Consider the following 15,038-nt stretch of genomic DNA (forward strand, 5'->3'; position numbering starts at 1 on the left):
ACACATGACCAAGGCAATCCGCATCAACCGCTTCGGCGGCCCGGAGGTAATGGAACTGGTGGACGTGGAGCTGGGCCCGCCCGGCCCCGGCGAAGCGCGGGTGCGCCATGAGGCGATCGGCCTGAACTTCATCGACGTGTACCACCGCACCGGCCTGTATCCGCAGCCGCTGCCGGCCGGCCTGGGCATGGAGGGCGCGGGCGTGGTGGAGGCGGTGGGCGAGGGCGTGACCGAGGTGCAGGTGGGCGACCGCGTGGCCTACGCGGGCCGGCCGATCGGCTCCTACGCGCAGGCGCGCAACATGCCGGCCGCGCAGCTGCTGGTGCTGCCGGAGAAAATCGGCTTCGACACGGCGGCCGCGATGATGCTGCAAGGGTTGACGGTGCAGTACCTGTTCCACCGCACGGTGCCGCTGAAGGCCGGCGACACCATCCTGTTCCACGCGGCGGCCGGCGGCGTCGGGCTGATCGCCTGCCAGTGGGCCAAGGTGATGGGCGTGACCCTGATCGGCACGGTGGGCTCGGAGGAGAAGGCGGCGCTGGCCACCGAGCACGGCGCGCACCACGTCATCAACTACAACAAGGAAAACTTCACCGAGCGGGTGAAGGAGATCACCGGCGGCAAGGGCGTGACGGCGGTGTACGACTCGATCGGCAAGGACACCTTCATCGGCTCGCTGGACTGCTTGCGGCCGCTGGGCACGATGGTCAGCTTCGGCAATGCGTCGGGTCCGGTGCCGCCGTTCAGCTTGACCGAGCTGGCCAATCGCGGCTCGCTGTTCATCACGCGGCCGTCGATGATGGCCTACCTGTCCAACCGGGAGGAACTGGAAGCGGCGGCCAAGTCGCTGTTCGGCGTGGTCGGCAGCGGCGAGGTGAAGATCGAGGTCCGCCAGCGCTACGCCCTGGCGGATGTGGCGCAGGCCCATACCGAACTGGAAGGCCGCAAGACCACCGGCTCCTCGATCCTGCTGCCGTAAAGTTCCGGCCCGTTAGCCGGCCTTGGGCGGCGTAGCGTCGACCGTTTCAGTCTTCGGATCGATGGTCAGGTCAACCTTGCGCGGCACGCCGTTCACGCCGGGGAAGCCGGTGAAGGCGCTTTGCACCAGCGCCGGCATCACATGCGGCGTGGCCTGCACGCGGCTGGTGTTCTGCACCGTCACGTCGTACAGCTTGCGGCCGTCGATGGTGTTGATGGTCACGCGCAGCTGGCGCTGATACTCATGCTTGATGCGCTCTTCCACCATCATCGGACCGCCGTAGAAGCGGAACGGATCGTAGAAGTACGGACGATAACCCCAGCGCGAATACCCCCAGCCGTAACGGCCGTAGCCCGGCCCCCAGTACGGCCCCATGAACGGATCATCCGCCTCCAGCACCCGCACCGGATGGTCGATGGTGCTGAATTTCATGCCGACGAGCAACTTCGGCTGCTGGTTGGCGGCCGCCTGATGGAAGCCCAGCTTGCCCAGTTCGTTGCTCACAAGCACTTGATAATTGCGGTATTCCAGCGTGTCGTCCGCGCCCTGCGGGGCTTCGAACGCATAGGATTTGTCCTGCAGGTCGGCCGGCCAGGCATTGAATGCCGTGACGTCGCTATGGATGGTGGTGGCGCAGCCGCTCAGCAGCATGATCGCTGCGGTGGCCAGCAAGGCGAGATATTTCATGATATTGCCCTCTCGGTTACAGACGGTATTTTACAAATCCAAGTTTACGACGGCGGCTCCGCCCTTGCATGATTATTACAGAATGTTACGGCGAGGTGGAAACCAGCAACTTATCCGCCACCGATCCGGGCCGGCTCGGGCAATTCGCCCGTCCTCCGGCGGCTGGTATTGGTAAAATAGGCTTTTGCTTACGTCACCAGAGTCCTCCAATGCGCACAGACAGCAGTCCACAGACGATATTCCGCAAAGATTACACCCCTCCCGCCTACCTGGTTGATACCGTTGAACTCGGTTTCGACCTCGATCCCGACCGCACCGTGGTGGCCAACCGCATCACCATGCGGCAGAACCCGGCCAGCAAGAGCCGGGACATCGTGCTGCACGGCGAGGAGATCGAACTGGTGGCGCTGCGCCTGAACGGCAAGACGCTGGCGCCGACGGAATACCATCTGAACGGCAGCACGCTGACCATCCGCAAGGCCCCGGCCAAGGCGGTGCTGGAAATCGAAACGCTGTGCGCGCCGGTGCAGAACACCAGCCTGTCCGGCCTGTACGTCTCGAACGGCAATTTCTTCACCCAGTGCGAGGCCGAAGGCTTCCGCCGCATCACCTATTTCCCGGACCGCCCGGACGTGATGGCCAAGTACACCGTGATGCTGCGCGCCGACAAGGCCGCCTATCCGGTGCTGCTGTCGAACGGTAACCTGATCGAGGAGGGTGAGCTGGGCGATGGCCGCCACTACGCCAAGTGGGAAGACCCGTTCAAGAAGCCGTCCTACCTGTTCGCGCTGGTGGCCGCGCGCCTGGTCTGCCAGGAAGAGAAATACACGCTGCAATCGGGCCGCGAGGTGCTGCTGCAGGTGTGGGTGGAAGAGGGCAACCTCGACAAGACCGACTACGCCATGCAGTCGCTGAAGAACTCGATCCGCTGGGACGAGGAACGCTTCGGCCTGGAGCTGGACCTGGACCGCTTCATGATCGTCGCCGTGGGCGACTTCAACATGGGCGCGATGGAGAACAAGGGCCTGAACATCTTCAACACCAAGTTCGTGCTGGCCAACCCGCGCGTGGCGACCGACATCGACTACGCCGGCATCGAAGCCGTGGTCGGCCACGAATACTTCCACAACTGGACCGGCAACCGCGTGACCTGCCGCGACTGGTTCCAGCTGTCGCTGAAGGAAGGCCTGACCGTGTTCCGCGACCAGGAGTTCAGCGCCGACATGATCGGCACCGACAGCGGCCGCGCCGTCACCCGCATCGACCAGGTGCGCACCTTGCGCCAGGCCCAGTTCCCGGAGGACGCCGGCCCGATGTCGCACCCGGTGCGGCCCGACTCCTTCGTCGAGATCAACAACTTCTACACCGTCACCGTGTATGAAAAGGGCGCCGAAGTGGTGCGCATGTACCAGACCCTGGTGGGCCGCGACGGCTTCCGCAAAGGCATGGACCTGTACTTCAAGCGCCACGACGGCCAGGCCGTCGAATGCGACGACTTCCGCGCCGCCATGGCCGACGCCAATGGCCGCGACCTGCGCCAGTTCGAGCGCTGGTACTCGCAGGCCGGCACGCCCATCGTCACCGCGCGCACGCGCTACGACGCCGTCAAGCGCAACTTCGACATCATCCTCAGCCAGCGCTGCCCGGCCTCCGCCGGCCAGGCCGACAAGCTGCCCTTCCACATCCCGGTGGCGGTCGGCCTGCTGAGCGCCAACGGCAAGGACCTGCCGCTGACGCTGGAAGGCGGCAAGCACGCCAAGGGCGCCACCACCGTGGTGCTGGAGCTGACCGAGCAGGAGCAGATCTTCCGCTTCCGCCACGTCGACGAGCGGCCCACGCCATCGATCCTGCGCGACTTCTCGGCGCCGGTGATCCTCGAATACGACTACACCGACGACGAGCTGCTGCACCTGTTCAGCCACGACAGCGACCCGGTCAACCGCTGGGAAGCGGGCCAGCGGCTGGCGATGGAGCGCCTGCTGAAGCTGACCGCGCAAGTGGCGGCCGCCGGCGGCAGCGACGCCGGCCTGAAACTGGACGCCACCTTCATCGACGCCCAGCGCGCCGTGCTGACCGACGACACGCTGGACCCGGCCTTCCGCGAACTGGCGCTGATCCTGCCGTCGGAAATCATCATCGCCGAGCAGATGGACGTGGTCGACCCGCAAGCCATCCACGTGGCGCGCCAGTTCATGCGCCGCACCATCGGCGCTGCGCTGAAGAGCGAGCTGCTGGCGCAATACCACGCCAACCAGACGCCCGGCGCCTACAGCCCGGACGCCCTGTCGGCCGGCAAGCGCGCGCTGAAGAACCTGTGCCTGTCCTACCTGATGGTGGCGCCGGACATGGCGGAACTGAAGCTCGCGCAGCAGCAGTTCGAAAAGGCCGGCAACATGACCGACCGCTCCGCCGCGCTGGTCTCGATGATCCACAGCGGCGCCGAAGCGGGCCCGTACCTGAAGGCCTTCTACCAGGACTTCGAACACGAGGCGCTGGTGATCGACAAATGGTTCGCCATGCAGGCCGCCGCGCCGACCACCAATGTGGCCGCCGTGCGCAAGCTGATGCAGCATCCGGCCTTCACGCTGAAGAACCCGAACCGCGCGCGCAGTTTGATCTTCAACTTCACCAGCGCCAACCCGTCGCAGTTCCACGCGGCGGACGGCAGCGCCTATGAGTTCTGGGCCGAATTCGTCATCAAGCTCGACGCGATCAACCCGCAGGTGGCGGCGCGCCTGGCGCGCGGCATGGACCGCTGGCGCCGATACGCCCCGGCGCTTCAGGCCAAGATGAAAAAGGCACTGGAAAAAGTCGCCGGCCGCGCCAAGCTGTCGAACGACGTGCTGGAAGTGGTCACCAAGGCGCTGGCCAATTAAGCATAACGATTTATACGATTTATATTCAACGCAAGGGAAACCATGAAACGCATCAGCCTTACACAATACCTGGTGGAAGAACAGCGCCAGAACAACTCGATCCCGGCCGAACTGCGCCTGCTGATCGAAGTGGTCGCACGCGCCTGCAAAACCATCAGCCACTCGGTAGGCAAAGGCGCGCTGGGTGAAGTGCTCGGCACCGCCGACACCGAAAACATCCAGGGCGAAGTGCAGAAAAAGCTGGACATCATCTCCAACGAAATCCTGCTGGAAGCGAACGAATGGGGCGGCCACCTGGCGGCGATGGCGTCGGAAGAGATGGAATCGATCCACCCGATCCCGAACCGCTATCCAAAAGGCGAATACATGCTGCTGTTCGACCCACTGGACGGCTCCTCGAACATCGACGTCAACGTCTCCATCGGCACCATCTTCTCGGTGCTGAAGGCGCCGGAAGGCATGGGCCAGCCGACCGAGGCCGACTTCATGCAGGCCGGCACCAAGCAAGTGGCTGCGGGCTACGCCGTGTACGGCCCGCAGACCATGCTGGTGCTCACCACCGGCAACGGCGTCAACTGCTTCACGCTGGACCGTGAGATGGGTTCGTGGGTGCTCACGCAGCGCAACATGCAGATCCCGGCCAAGACCAAGGAATTCGCGATCAACATGTCGAACCAGCGCCACTGGCACGCGCCGGTGCAGCGCTACGTCAGCGAACTGCTGGCCGGCGAGACCGGTCCGCGCGGCACCAACTTCAACATGCGCTGGATCGCCTCGATGGTGGCCGACGTGCACCGCATCCTGAACCGCGGCGGCATCTTCATGTATCCGGCCGACACGCGCGACACGTCGATGCCAGGCAAGCTGCGTTTGATGTATGAGGCGAATCCGATGGCCTTCATCGTCGAACAGGCGGGCGGCGCGGCCACCGACGGCCAGAACCGCATCATGGAGATCCAGCCGCACAAGCTGCACCAGCGCGTGCCGGTGTTCCTGGGTTCGCGGGACGAAGTGGCGGTGGTGACGGGCTACCACGCGGGCTGAGAAGCTTCAAAACCGCACAAAGCAATGATATTTTTGCAGCATGGCTAAAATTTATCGTGCAGGGACTAGCGTGTAGCAAGAAATATTTGTTAGAATGTGCGACTTCGCCGCTTTAGCTCAGTTGGTAGAGCAGTTCATTCGTAATGAAAAGGTCGCCAGTTCGATTCCGGCAAGCGGCACCAGAACACAGCAGTAAAAAGTATCAAGAAGTCGAAAAACCCGCTTCCTCCATAGGAGAAGCGGGTTTTTTGTTGTCCTTGAAAATCCGGGGAGTTAACATAAAATCAAGGGCGTATACCGTCAATTTTGTCGGTATCTCGTTGCTGAGCTCGATTTCGTATACCGACAGAGGGAGGCTCCCATGGCGCTCACCGACACCTTTGTTCGATTCGCCAAGGCAAGCAAGCAGGGCGGAGACAAGCACTACGACGGCGGAGGACTCTACATTCACGTCAAACCGCAGGGCAAGTACTGGCGCCTGGACTATCGATACCTCAACAAGCGCAAGACGATGGCGCTGGGCACCTATCCCGAGGTTGCCCTCGTCAAGGCGCGCAAGCGGCGCGACGACGCGCGCGTGCTGCTGGCCGATGGCATCGATCCGGCGGAAGCCAGGCGCGAGGAGCGCGAGGCGAAGCTGATCGCCGCCAGCCACACCTTTGAATCGGTCGCGCTCAAGTGGCTGGCGATGCAGGCCAAGATGCGCTCCGCCAGCACCCAGGACAAGGTGCTGGCCTGGCTGCAGCACGATGTGTTTCCTCTCATAGGCAAGCGGCCGATTTCCGCGATCAAGCCACGCGACGTATTGGCCGTGGCGCAGAAAGTGGAGGCCCGAGAAGCCTATGACTCTGCCCACCGCATCAAGCAGATGTGCGGACAGATCTTTCGATACGCAGTCGCGCTCGATCTCGTGCAACGGGACGTGACGGCTGATCTGCGCGGCGCGCTGGCGGTGATCCCGCGTTCCCACCACGCGGCGCTGACGGAGCCGAAGGACGTGGCGGCACTGATGCGGGCGATCCACGGCTACGACGGCTATCCGGTGGCCAAGGCGGCGTTGAAACTGGCGCCGCTGCTGTTTGTACGTCCGGGGGAGTTGCGGGCCGCAGAATGGGCGGAAATCGATCTGGATGGCGCGGAGTGGCGCATCCCGGCCATAAGGATGAAAATGCACATCGAGCACATCGTCCCTTTGGCGCGGCAGGCCGTGGCGATCCTGCGCAAGCTGTATCCGGTAACGGGAGATGGCCGCTACGTCTTCCCCAGTCTGCGCACCGCCAACGAGTGCATGAGCGAGAACACGGTCAACGCGGCACTGCGCGGCCTTGGCTACAGCAAGGAGCAGATGACGGGCCACGGATTCCGCGCGATGGCCCGCACGATGCTGGATGAAGTGTTAGGGGAGCGTGTCGACCTGATCGAGCACCAACTGGCGCATGCCGTGAAAGATCCGAACGGGCGCGCCTACAACCGCACCAAGCACCTGCAGGCCCGGCGCGAGATGATGCAGCGCTGGGCCGATTACCTGGACAGGTTGCGTGATGGCGATGATCACCGCAGCTGGGGCGACTGACGTTGCTTCACGGTGCGCAGCTTGACCTTGAGTTCGACCCATTCCTGCACCTCGCTTTGGAGCCAGGCTACGGAGCGCGCTGAGATCCTGATCGGCTCGGGGAACTGGCGCTCCTTGATGTTGTTGTACAGCGTGCTTCGGGACATGCCGCATATCCGCAATACTTCCTTCAGTCGAATCAAGCGAATGGTATCGGGGAGACTGTCGTAGGTTCTCATGTTGTCCTCCAGTGGTGGTTGTCGCAGTACGATAAGATGTACCGTTGTCCGCGCAAGCGCCAACCGAAATCAGGGCGTTTATCGCGGGCCATTCCCCATCAGCGTTAGACAAATAAATCGGCGAGAATTTTATGTCGGTGATGCCGGCGTTATGCCAGGTGGAGGACAATATATTTTTCGACGCGAAGGATCGCCCTTCGCAACCTGGCATTGCGCCAGGCGTAGCGCTCGTCACGCGCCCTTAGTCAGTACATCTAGATTGGACTCGCCTGTGAGCGAACCCGCGATCAGCCAGGACTGGCTGCATCCTTATTGCGCATCCTTCCACTGAGGGCGATGCGCGTCACATTGTGCGCCTTCGCGCACTGTCACCACTTCACGCGGCGATCTGCCGCTGCGTGCATGTCGATACGCCGCCATAGTCCGCGGCGCAAACCGCGCGTCGTTACTGGCGGCCTGCTGCCAGTGACGACGCGCTAGCAACCAAGCGCTATATGGGCTCCACCGCTGTTTTCTCAGTGACGCAGGCTAGTGACGGCGGATCTACCGCTATCAGCGCAGCAGAACGCTGCTTGCCAACTATGCCCCTTGTGGGCCGACAACGTGTGCGAGGCACACCCCATGGACCCTGGGTAACTGGTCCCACCGCGATCAGGCTTCTACAAGGAGCGGATCGCGGCGCCACACGCGCATGCGGCGCGGGCAAGCAGTGAACACACCGCATACACGGGAGTGGTGTCCCGAGGCCTTTACAAACCGTCCTTGCTGCGGCAAGCACGGAGGCCAGAAACACTTACCTGACTCGATCACACCAAGTTTGATTTGAGGAGCATGCGATGCGCGACTTGAACTATCAACTCAAGCAGCTGTGCGACCGCAATCGCGATGGCAGCTATGCCACGCAGGCCGACCGCGCACGGATACTCTCGCACGTCGCTAACCAGCTGCACGATCTCGGATATCGCCATATGAATGCTGACAGTCTGCGCCCCAAGCACGTGGACGCGCTGGTGCAGCAATGGAAGGCCGATGGCGTCAGCGCCGGCACGATGAAGAACCGTATGAGCGCCATGCGCTGGTGGGCGCAGAAGATCGGCAAGGACAACATCATCGCGCGTGACAACGGCAGCTACGACATCGATAAGCGCACCTTTGTCACCAACATCTCCAAGGCCAAGGTGCTTGATGATGCGCGTCTGGCGAAGATCACGGATGCTTACACGGCGATGTCCTTATGTCTGCAATCCGCGTTTGGATTGAGGCGCGAAGAGAGCATCAAGATTGTTCCAGCTTGGGCCGATGGCGGCGATCGACTAAGGCTCAAAGACTCATGGACCAAGGGAGGAAAATATCGTGAGACCGCCATCCGCACGCCCGAGCAGCGCGAAGTTCTCAACGAAGCCAGGCGGCTCACCGCTGGCGGCAGCCTTATTCCCAGGCACTTGCAGTATCGCGATCAGCTGCAACGCTTCCGCGCTCAGTGCGACAAGGCGGGCATTCACGGGGTGCATGGTCTACGCCATCATTATGCGCAGTTACGCTACCACCAGCTCACCGGCTGGCATTGCCCAGCGCGCGGTGGCCCCCGCTCATCTCAGCTAAGTCCCGAGCAGCGGGAGCGAGATCTCTCGGCGAGATTGTTACTGTCTGAAGAAATGGGCCATGGTCGAGAGCAAATCACTGCCGTCTATCTCGGCCGCTAGGGTAGGGGGATCGCCTTTGACTCTTTGCAGAATTAGCCTGTGACAATGGGTGAATTTTTCACAAGTGCAACATGTTATGCTGCTCAGTGAATTGGACTGGGCTGCCACCGGCCATTTCCGGCTAAAGGTGGCCCGCCGTGCCAGAAAATTTGGAGAGTTTATGTTGTCAAACCTGATGAAAACAGTCGGAGCATTTTTGACTGGACTGGGAGGCGTATATGTCGGCCAGCACGTCGCAGGCGAGCTGTCGTTCTGGGCTTTCATCGCCTTTGCTGTCGGCCTCGTCTTGCTATCACAAGCGCCTACGATTGCATTGCGTGAACGAGTGCTTGCGCTTGAGGCGAAGTCTAACGGCGGCTCATCTGTGGAGCACTACTGACCGTTTGCAGTGGGGTGACAGCAACCGGCCAGGTGCGGACCTAGCATAGGCAGCAACCATGCTCCTCTCGGCGACACTACAGCGGTCTACTAAAGTGAACAAGAATGCCCACTGAACGCATCATTCGGAGTCCCCATGTTTTCTGGGAGAAGACCTGCGGGATCGATACATGGCACCGCAGTAACCGCCATGCTATTCTCGACACGCCCTGGAATGCATTCACGCCGGATCGTCTGCTCATCAACACGGTCTGGAGTGACGACATCTTGTCTCTGATGGATCCCGCAAACGGGGAGGAACGCCGATTCGTGCAACTTGGCGGACAGTTCGCCAGTTGGCAGGGCGGGGCCATAGAGCGCGGCCGAAAGGCGAACGACAATATTTTGGACGCCTTCAAGTCGGGGCCGCGAGCTCGGGTGCTTGGCTACGAAGCGGAGCCAGTGCAGCGGGGGATGCGGCGAAAAAAGATTAAGTATTTCTACGTTGATCGCCAGCTCGAACTCAGGCGCGTGTCACCTCTCTGGGATGCGGACCTGATGAAACGCCTTGAGCTGGAGGCGCGGTTCGTCGATAAGGCAGCCGCCAAAGATGATCGCGCGACCGAGCTGCCTGTCATCTTTGAGATTGTTGCGCCGGCCGGTCCATTCCCAGTCATCTTCGACGACGAACATGTAGAGGTTGTGTCAGTGTTCGACAAGGAGATCATTCGGCCCGCGAACAAGTCTAATGACGAGTACGCGGAGCTGGTCATACCGATCTTAGTGGCGCACGTGTTCCGTCAGCGGGACGACGTCATGCGAGTTCTCACGTATGAAGACCTCGCGGGCATGGTGCACCGGCTGAACAAGCACGACATGCCGGCTGCACGTGGGATGGGGGGTGTGCTAGGTACTGCGATGCAAATGATTGAAGCGGCCATGCCAGGTATCGACGTCCCTTACCTGACCACAATTGTTGTCCTTAAGACTGGCGAGCACGCTGGGTTACCCGATGTCGGTGTGCGCGTGCGCTGGCCTGAATATTCGACAATGACCGAAGATGAAAAGTTCGCGAAGGTCGAGAACGAGTACGCAAGGATTCTACGTTTCGGGACACGCTGGAATGACGTGCTAGTGGCGATGGGGATGGACCCAATCGTTCTTCCGGAAGGCGAGGAAGCGTCTAAAGCAACAAGTGGCTGGGGAGGCGGTGAGTCGGACGAGCACAAGGCGTTGAAGGCCTATGTGATGGCCCATCCGGAACTCTTTGGTGCCGACGCCAAGTTCGAACGCTTTACCGAGTACCCATTGCGATCAGGTGACTCAATCGACGTCTTCTTTAAGTCGCCGGACGTTTGGATCGGTGTGGAAGTGAAGTCCATAGTGTCGGAAGGTAACGATCTCGACTACCAACGCGGGTTGTACCAGGTCGTGAAATACGAGGCGGTCTTGCGTGCACAGGCAAAAGCAGACCTACTCAGTACTGCCCCCACCATCAAAGTATTCTTGGCCCTACAGGCGCGGCTCCCGAATCGTCATAGAGATACGGCCCTTCTCTTGGGAATCACCGTGCGCGAAACAATTATGCCCACCTAGCTCGACGATCTAAATGCGGCAGAAATCGGCGAATTCCACGTGCGCACATTGGTGGGGTGAGGTCACAACGGCCCGAGAGAATTTAGAGTGGCGAAGACGTGACGGGACTTGCCCAACCTTCGGCGCGCCAACAGCATATTCCGTCCGTCCGCCTGGCGACGCCGACCGACACTAGAACATGTGTCCGCAATCGGCCAATAGCCGACAATGAACAAAGGACTCAATGAATAGGCAAGCATGGGGACTCGCGGCATTGCTATTGGTCGAGCAGGTAGCTTCACAGTGGATGTCGTGGGTGGCAAATGGAAATCGCTGATTTTGTTTCACCTGATGTCTGGCACTCGGCGCTTCAACGAGCTTCGCCGCCTCATACCGGATGTGACTCAAAGAATGCTTACGTTACAGCTACGCGAACTGGTAACAGATCGGATCATCCATCGGAAGGTGTATCCGGAAGTCCCGCCGAAGGTTGAGTATTCATTGACCTCGCTGGGCTTGACGTTGGTGCCGCTGATAACGGCAATGCGGGAATGGGGCGCTACGCATGAAGCGACAGTTCGCGCATATAGAAAGGCAGCGCAGGTTGAGGGTCAGGAAGCAACCTGAGTGCTGCGGCTGTCGTGCAAGTCCACTCCAAACTTCTGAATAGCGAAGTCCAGGAAGCTGCGCAGCTTTGGCGTCATGCGCCGATCAGGGGCATATACAGCATGCAGAGGCCGAGCAATCGGTTCGTAGTTCGGCAGTAAGGTAACCAAGCGTCCGGCGGTGATCTCGTCCCTTAACAGCTCCAGCGGCTGAAGGATAATTCCCTGGTTGGCGATTGCCGCTGCTCGTAACGCTTCTCCACTATCGGTCGAGAATCTTCCAGATATCGGCACGGACACGCGCCCATCAGGGCCGTTGAAGGTCCACTCGGTGCGCATTGAGGTATGAGCAAATACCAGGCATTCATGTTGCCGCAGTTCTTCTGGGCTGCGTGGTTCGCCCCGAGCTGCGAGATATGCAGGTGTGGCGCAAAGCATCAGCCTATGTGGAGCGAGCCTTCTGGCCATTAGCCCACTATCCGGGAGCACGCCAGTTCGGAACACCAGATCGTAACCTTCGTCTACCAAATCGACCGTTCGGTTCGTCAGGCTCAGTTCGACCGATACCTCTGGATTTTGGCTCAGGAACTCCGCTATCGCCGGCGCCAGCGCGCGGCTGCCGAAGGTAATTGGTGCACTAATCCGTAGTTGGCCTCGAGGTACCGCCCGCGTTTCTGCGATTAGCGCTTCAGCCGCCTCCATTTCGGCCAGGATGTTCTTAGCTCTCTCATAAAACACCCGGCCACTATCAGTGAGGCTTTGCCGACGTGTGGTGCGATTCAACAGTTTGATCCCGAGACTTTGTTCCAGGGCTCGCATTTGTTTGCCGGCCAATTGGGAGGATATGTTGAGCTCCTCGGCGGCGGCGGTAAGCGAACCGCGCTCCACAGCCTTTACGAAAATCTGCATGCAAGTCAATCTGTCCATTGGAGCCTGTTTGTTTTCTATGTTGGTTCAATTCGGCAATTTATCCCAGATTGTTTCCTAAGTATAGTGCAGACATAGCACTTCACCACACGCTGGCTCTCTGGTCGGCACAAACTTGGAAGGAAACAAAGTGAAACATATCGCGAAAAAAGCAATTCTTGCTGCCGCAATGGGCGGCGCTGCAGTAGCCGGCGGCGCGGCGCCAACCGACGCTGCCAATGCCGAAAAACCCACGGTTGTACTGGTCCACGGCGCGTTCTCGGATGGCTCCACCTGGAGCAAGGTCATTCCGCTCCTCCAGGCCAAGGGGTTGAAAGTGGTGACCGCCCAGAACCCCCTGACTTCGCTGGCTGACGATGTGGCCGCCACGCGTCGTGTTCTCAATAGGGAAACCGGCCCGGTGGTCCTGGTTGGTTGGTCCTATGGGGGAGTCGTTATTACCGAAGCAGGGCAACGGGATAATGTGAAGGCACTGGTCTATGTTGCGGCCTACGCCCCCGCCGAGAACCAGTCGATTTCCGACCTGAACAAGGACTACCCAACGCCACCTGGCCTCAACCACCTGACCGCGGACAAAGAGGGTTTCCTTACTCTCACAGAAGAGGGCGTGACCAAGTACCTGGCCCAGGACGTCCCGGCGGCGCAGACCAAGGTGATCGCCGCCACTCAGCATCTGACCCAGGGACAGAATTTTGCAGACAAGGTGTCCGTTGCTGCTTGGAAGAGCAAGCCCTCCTGGTACATCGTCAGTGAGCAAGACCACCTGCTCCAGCCTGAACTCCAGCGTGCCCTGGCCAAGAAGATTCAAGCGACCACCGTGACTTTGCCGACCAGCCATGCCCCGCACTTGTCGCGACCTGATGACGTGGCTGCGGTGATCATCGCTGCGGCTGCAGCCACGATGAAGTAACGGAATCTGAGGCTCTTTCAGTAACGCGCTTCGACCGCCAATTGGAGCGCCTTAACTCTACCAGTTGAATGGATATTCTGCCGGCAGGCCGGCAGAAATGATGCGAGGCTTACTTCATTTTATCAACTACCAGGGGGGTGAATGGCTGAAAAGGGGTGCGGATTCAACTGGTCGACGCAACACGCTAAACTGCTTAGGCAGGAGGAGTGTTGCCATGAAACGCAAGCCACGAATCTATTATACGGAAGAGCAAAAGGCATTGATGTGGGAACGCTGGCGCAAAGGCGAGTCTCTGCAGCATATTGCTGAACTGTTCGGCCGAAGTCACGGGGCGATCCAGGGAATCCTTATTCGGACTGGCGGGATTACTCCAGCGCAGCGCTGTCGCTCAAGGTTGGCGCTTACCCTATCTGAGCGAGAAGAAATCTCGCGCTCTCTGGTCGCCGGGGTATCGCTTCGTGCGATCGCAATTTCTCTCGGCCGAGCCCCATCTACGATTAGCCGAGAAATCAAACGTAATGGCGACCAGACATGTTATCGAGTCAATTATGCCGATAAGCGTGCATGGGATCGGGCACGACGCCCTAAGCGCTGTAAACTGGTAGAGAACCCGGCACTGGCCAGTATCGTGGCGGACAAGCTGCAATTGGAATGGGCGCCTGAACAGATTGCTGGGTGGCTCAAGCACACCTACCCAGGCGCCAAGGAGCAGCAAGTGTCACACGAGACAATCTATCGCAGCTTGTACATCCAAGCTCGTGGTGCCTTGAAGAAGGAGTTGGTTGAGCATTTGCGGCGCACTCGTGTGATGCGCCGTTCCCGCCACCACACTCAAAAGACCGAGGATCACGGCCGAATCGTGGATGCCATTTCGATTAGCGATCGGCCAGCTGCGGCGGAAGATCGAGCGGTGCCTGGTCATTGGGAAGGCGATCTTCTGTGCGGTAGCCATAACAGCCAGATCATCACGCTGGTAGAGCGACAGACGCGCTATGTGATGTTGGTGAAGGTGGCGCGCAAGGATACCGAAACGGTCGTCAATGCCTTGATCCAGCATGCGATGAAGTTGCCGCAAGCGCTTTACAAGTCGCTCACATGGGACCGAGGCTCCGAACTAGCCGATCACAAACGTTTCAAGCTGGCGACCGATATACAGGTGTTCTTCTGCGACCCGAGGAATCCCTGGCAGCGCGGTTCAAATGAGAATACCAATGGCTTGCTGAGGCAGTATTTTCCAAAAGGACTGGATTTATCCAACTACTCTCAGGGCCAGCTCGACGCCGTTGCCAATCGCCTGAATGAACGACCAAGAAAGACATTAGACTACGAAACGCCGGCTCAACGGTTCTATCAATGTGTTGCGTCGACCAGTTGAATCCGCAGGCGCAAGCGGCCTCGCGACGTGCTCTGCGTATAGTCGGACATTAGCGTGAAGTATGCGTTCCAGCGTCGCAAAACGGCGTGGATGAATGTCGGCAGGGCGATGCGATCAGAGTGCGTCAACAGGCTTTAGTCGGGCAATCGCTACCGCCTCCGTAGTGCGATCCGCCGCCGTGAGTTTGCGCTGGCTCAATCGTGCGTTCG

General features: G+C 60.0%; 13 protein-coding genes and 1 tRNA gene. 11 read left to right on the forward strand and 3 right to left on the reverse strand.

Annotation, left to right across the window (positions count from 1 at the left end; genetic code table 11):
* Positions 1-4 precede the first annotated feature (4 nt).
* Positions 5-979 carry a quinone oxidoreductase family protein gene (locus GTP90_RS13630; RefSeq protein ID WP_161084056.1) on the forward strand — a complete coding sequence of 325 codons (975 nt, stop codon included), beginning with the start codon at positions 5-7 and terminating at the stop codon, positions 977-979.
* 12 nt (positions 980-991) lie between these two features.
* Here GTP90_RS13630 and GTP90_RS13635 read toward each other — a convergent pair whose 3' ends face one another.
* Positions 992-1,666: a DUF4136 domain-containing protein gene (locus tag GTP90_RS13635; protein ID WP_161084057.1), complete on the reverse strand. Its 675-nt coding sequence runs from the start codon at positions 1,664-1,666 to the stop codon at positions 992-994.
* 209 nt (positions 1,667-1,875) lie between these two features.
* Here GTP90_RS13635 and pepN point away from each other — a divergent pair, with 209 nt between their 5' ends.
* From pepN to GTP90_RS13655, 4 genes are all read left to right on the forward strand, one after another.
* The gene (gene pepN / locus GTP90_RS13640) at positions 1,876-4,542 is read left to right on the forward strand and encodes an aminopeptidase N (protein WP_161084058.1); all 2,667 of its coding nucleotides are present in this window, start codon (positions 1,876-1,878) and stop codon (positions 4,540-4,542) included.
* Between the two features lie 42 nt (positions 4,543-4,584).
* On the forward strand, positions 4,585-5,586 hold the full coding sequence (locus GTP90_RS13645; protein WP_161084059.1) for a class 1 fructose-bisphosphatase: 1,002 nt from the start codon (positions 4,585-4,587) through the stop codon (positions 5,584-5,586).
* 106 nt (positions 5,587-5,692) lie between these two features.
* Positions 5,693-5,768: transfer RNA gene (locus GTP90_RS13650), tRNA-Thr, on the forward strand.
* A 179-nt stretch (positions 5,769-5,947) separates the two neighbouring features.
* Positions 5,948-7,159 (forward strand): tyrosine-type recombinase/integrase, encoded by a 1,212-nt coding sequence (locus tag GTP90_RS13655; RefSeq protein ID WP_161084060.1) that lies wholly within the window; start codon positions 5,948-5,950, stop codon positions 7,157-7,159.
* Here the strand turns inward: GTP90_RS13655 and GTP90_RS13660 are convergent.
* Positions 7,138-7,377: a helix-turn-helix transcriptional regulator gene (locus GTP90_RS13660; protein WP_161084061.1), complete on the reverse strand. Its 240-nt coding sequence runs from the start codon at positions 7,375-7,377 to the stop codon at positions 7,138-7,140. The genes GTP90_RS13655 and GTP90_RS13660 overlap by 22 nt on opposite strands.
* An 836-nt stretch (positions 7,378-8,213) precedes the next feature.
* On the opposite strand from GTP90_RS13660, the gene GTP90_RS13665 reads away from it, so the two are divergent.
* The 4 genes from GTP90_RS13665 to GTP90_RS13680 all read left to right on the forward strand — a co-directional run bounded on the left by GTP90_RS13665 (position 8,214) and on the right by GTP90_RS13680 (position 11,639).
* Positions 8,214-9,080 carry a phage integrase N-terminal domain-containing protein gene (locus GTP90_RS13665; protein WP_161084062.1) on the forward strand — a complete coding sequence of 289 codons (867 nt, stop codon included), beginning with the start codon at positions 8,214-8,216 and terminating at the stop codon, positions 9,078-9,080.
* Positions 9,081-9,156: 76 nt separating this feature from the next.
* Positions 9,157-9,459 carry a hypothetical protein gene (locus tag GTP90_RS13670; RefSeq protein ID WP_161084063.1) on the forward strand — a complete coding sequence of 101 codons (303 nt, stop codon included), beginning with the start codon at positions 9,157-9,159 and terminating at the stop codon, positions 9,457-9,459.
* A gap of 104 nt (positions 9,460-9,563) precedes the next feature.
* Positions 9,564-11,033, forward strand: a complete 1,470-nt coding sequence (locus GTP90_RS13675) for a hypothetical protein (RefSeq protein WP_161084064.1) — start codon at positions 9,564-9,566, stop codon at positions 11,031-11,033.
* Positions 11,034-11,270: 237 nt separating this feature from the next.
* Positions 11,271-11,639 (forward strand): winged helix-turn-helix transcriptional regulator, encoded by a 369-nt coding sequence (locus GTP90_RS13680; RefSeq protein WP_161084065.1) that lies wholly within the window; start codon positions 11,271-11,273, stop codon positions 11,637-11,639.
* Here GTP90_RS13680 and GTP90_RS13685 read toward each other — a convergent pair.
* On the reverse strand, positions 11,624-12,544 hold the full coding sequence (locus GTP90_RS13685; RefSeq protein ID WP_161084066.1) for a LysR family transcriptional regulator: 921 nt from the start codon (positions 12,542-12,544) through the stop codon (positions 11,624-11,626). The two genes, GTP90_RS13680 and GTP90_RS13685, sit on opposite strands and share 16 nt — an antisense overlap.
* A gap of 169 nt (positions 12,545-12,713) precedes the next feature.
* On the opposite strand from GTP90_RS13685, the gene GTP90_RS13690 reads away from it, so the two are divergent.
* Both GTP90_RS13690 and GTP90_RS13695 read left to right on the forward strand, forming a co-directional pair.
* Positions 12,714-13,454: an alpha/beta fold hydrolase gene (locus GTP90_RS13690; RefSeq protein WP_175048085.1), complete on the forward strand. Its 741-nt coding sequence runs from the start codon at positions 12,714-12,716 to the stop codon at positions 13,452-13,454.
* A gap of 214 nt (positions 13,455-13,668) precedes the next feature.
* The gene (locus GTP90_RS13695) at positions 13,669-14,829 is read left to right on the forward strand and encodes an IS30 family transposase (RefSeq protein ID WP_161084068.1); all 1,161 of its coding nucleotides are present in this window, start codon (positions 13,669-13,671) and stop codon (positions 14,827-14,829) included.
* The last annotated feature ends 209 nt before the right edge of the window (positions 14,830-15,038 follow it).

This window comes from Duganella vulcania (genome assembly GCF_009857655.1).
GTDB classification, from domain to species: Bacteria; Pseudomonadota; Gammaproteobacteria; order Burkholderiales; family Burkholderiaceae_D; genus Rugamonas; species Rugamonas vulcania.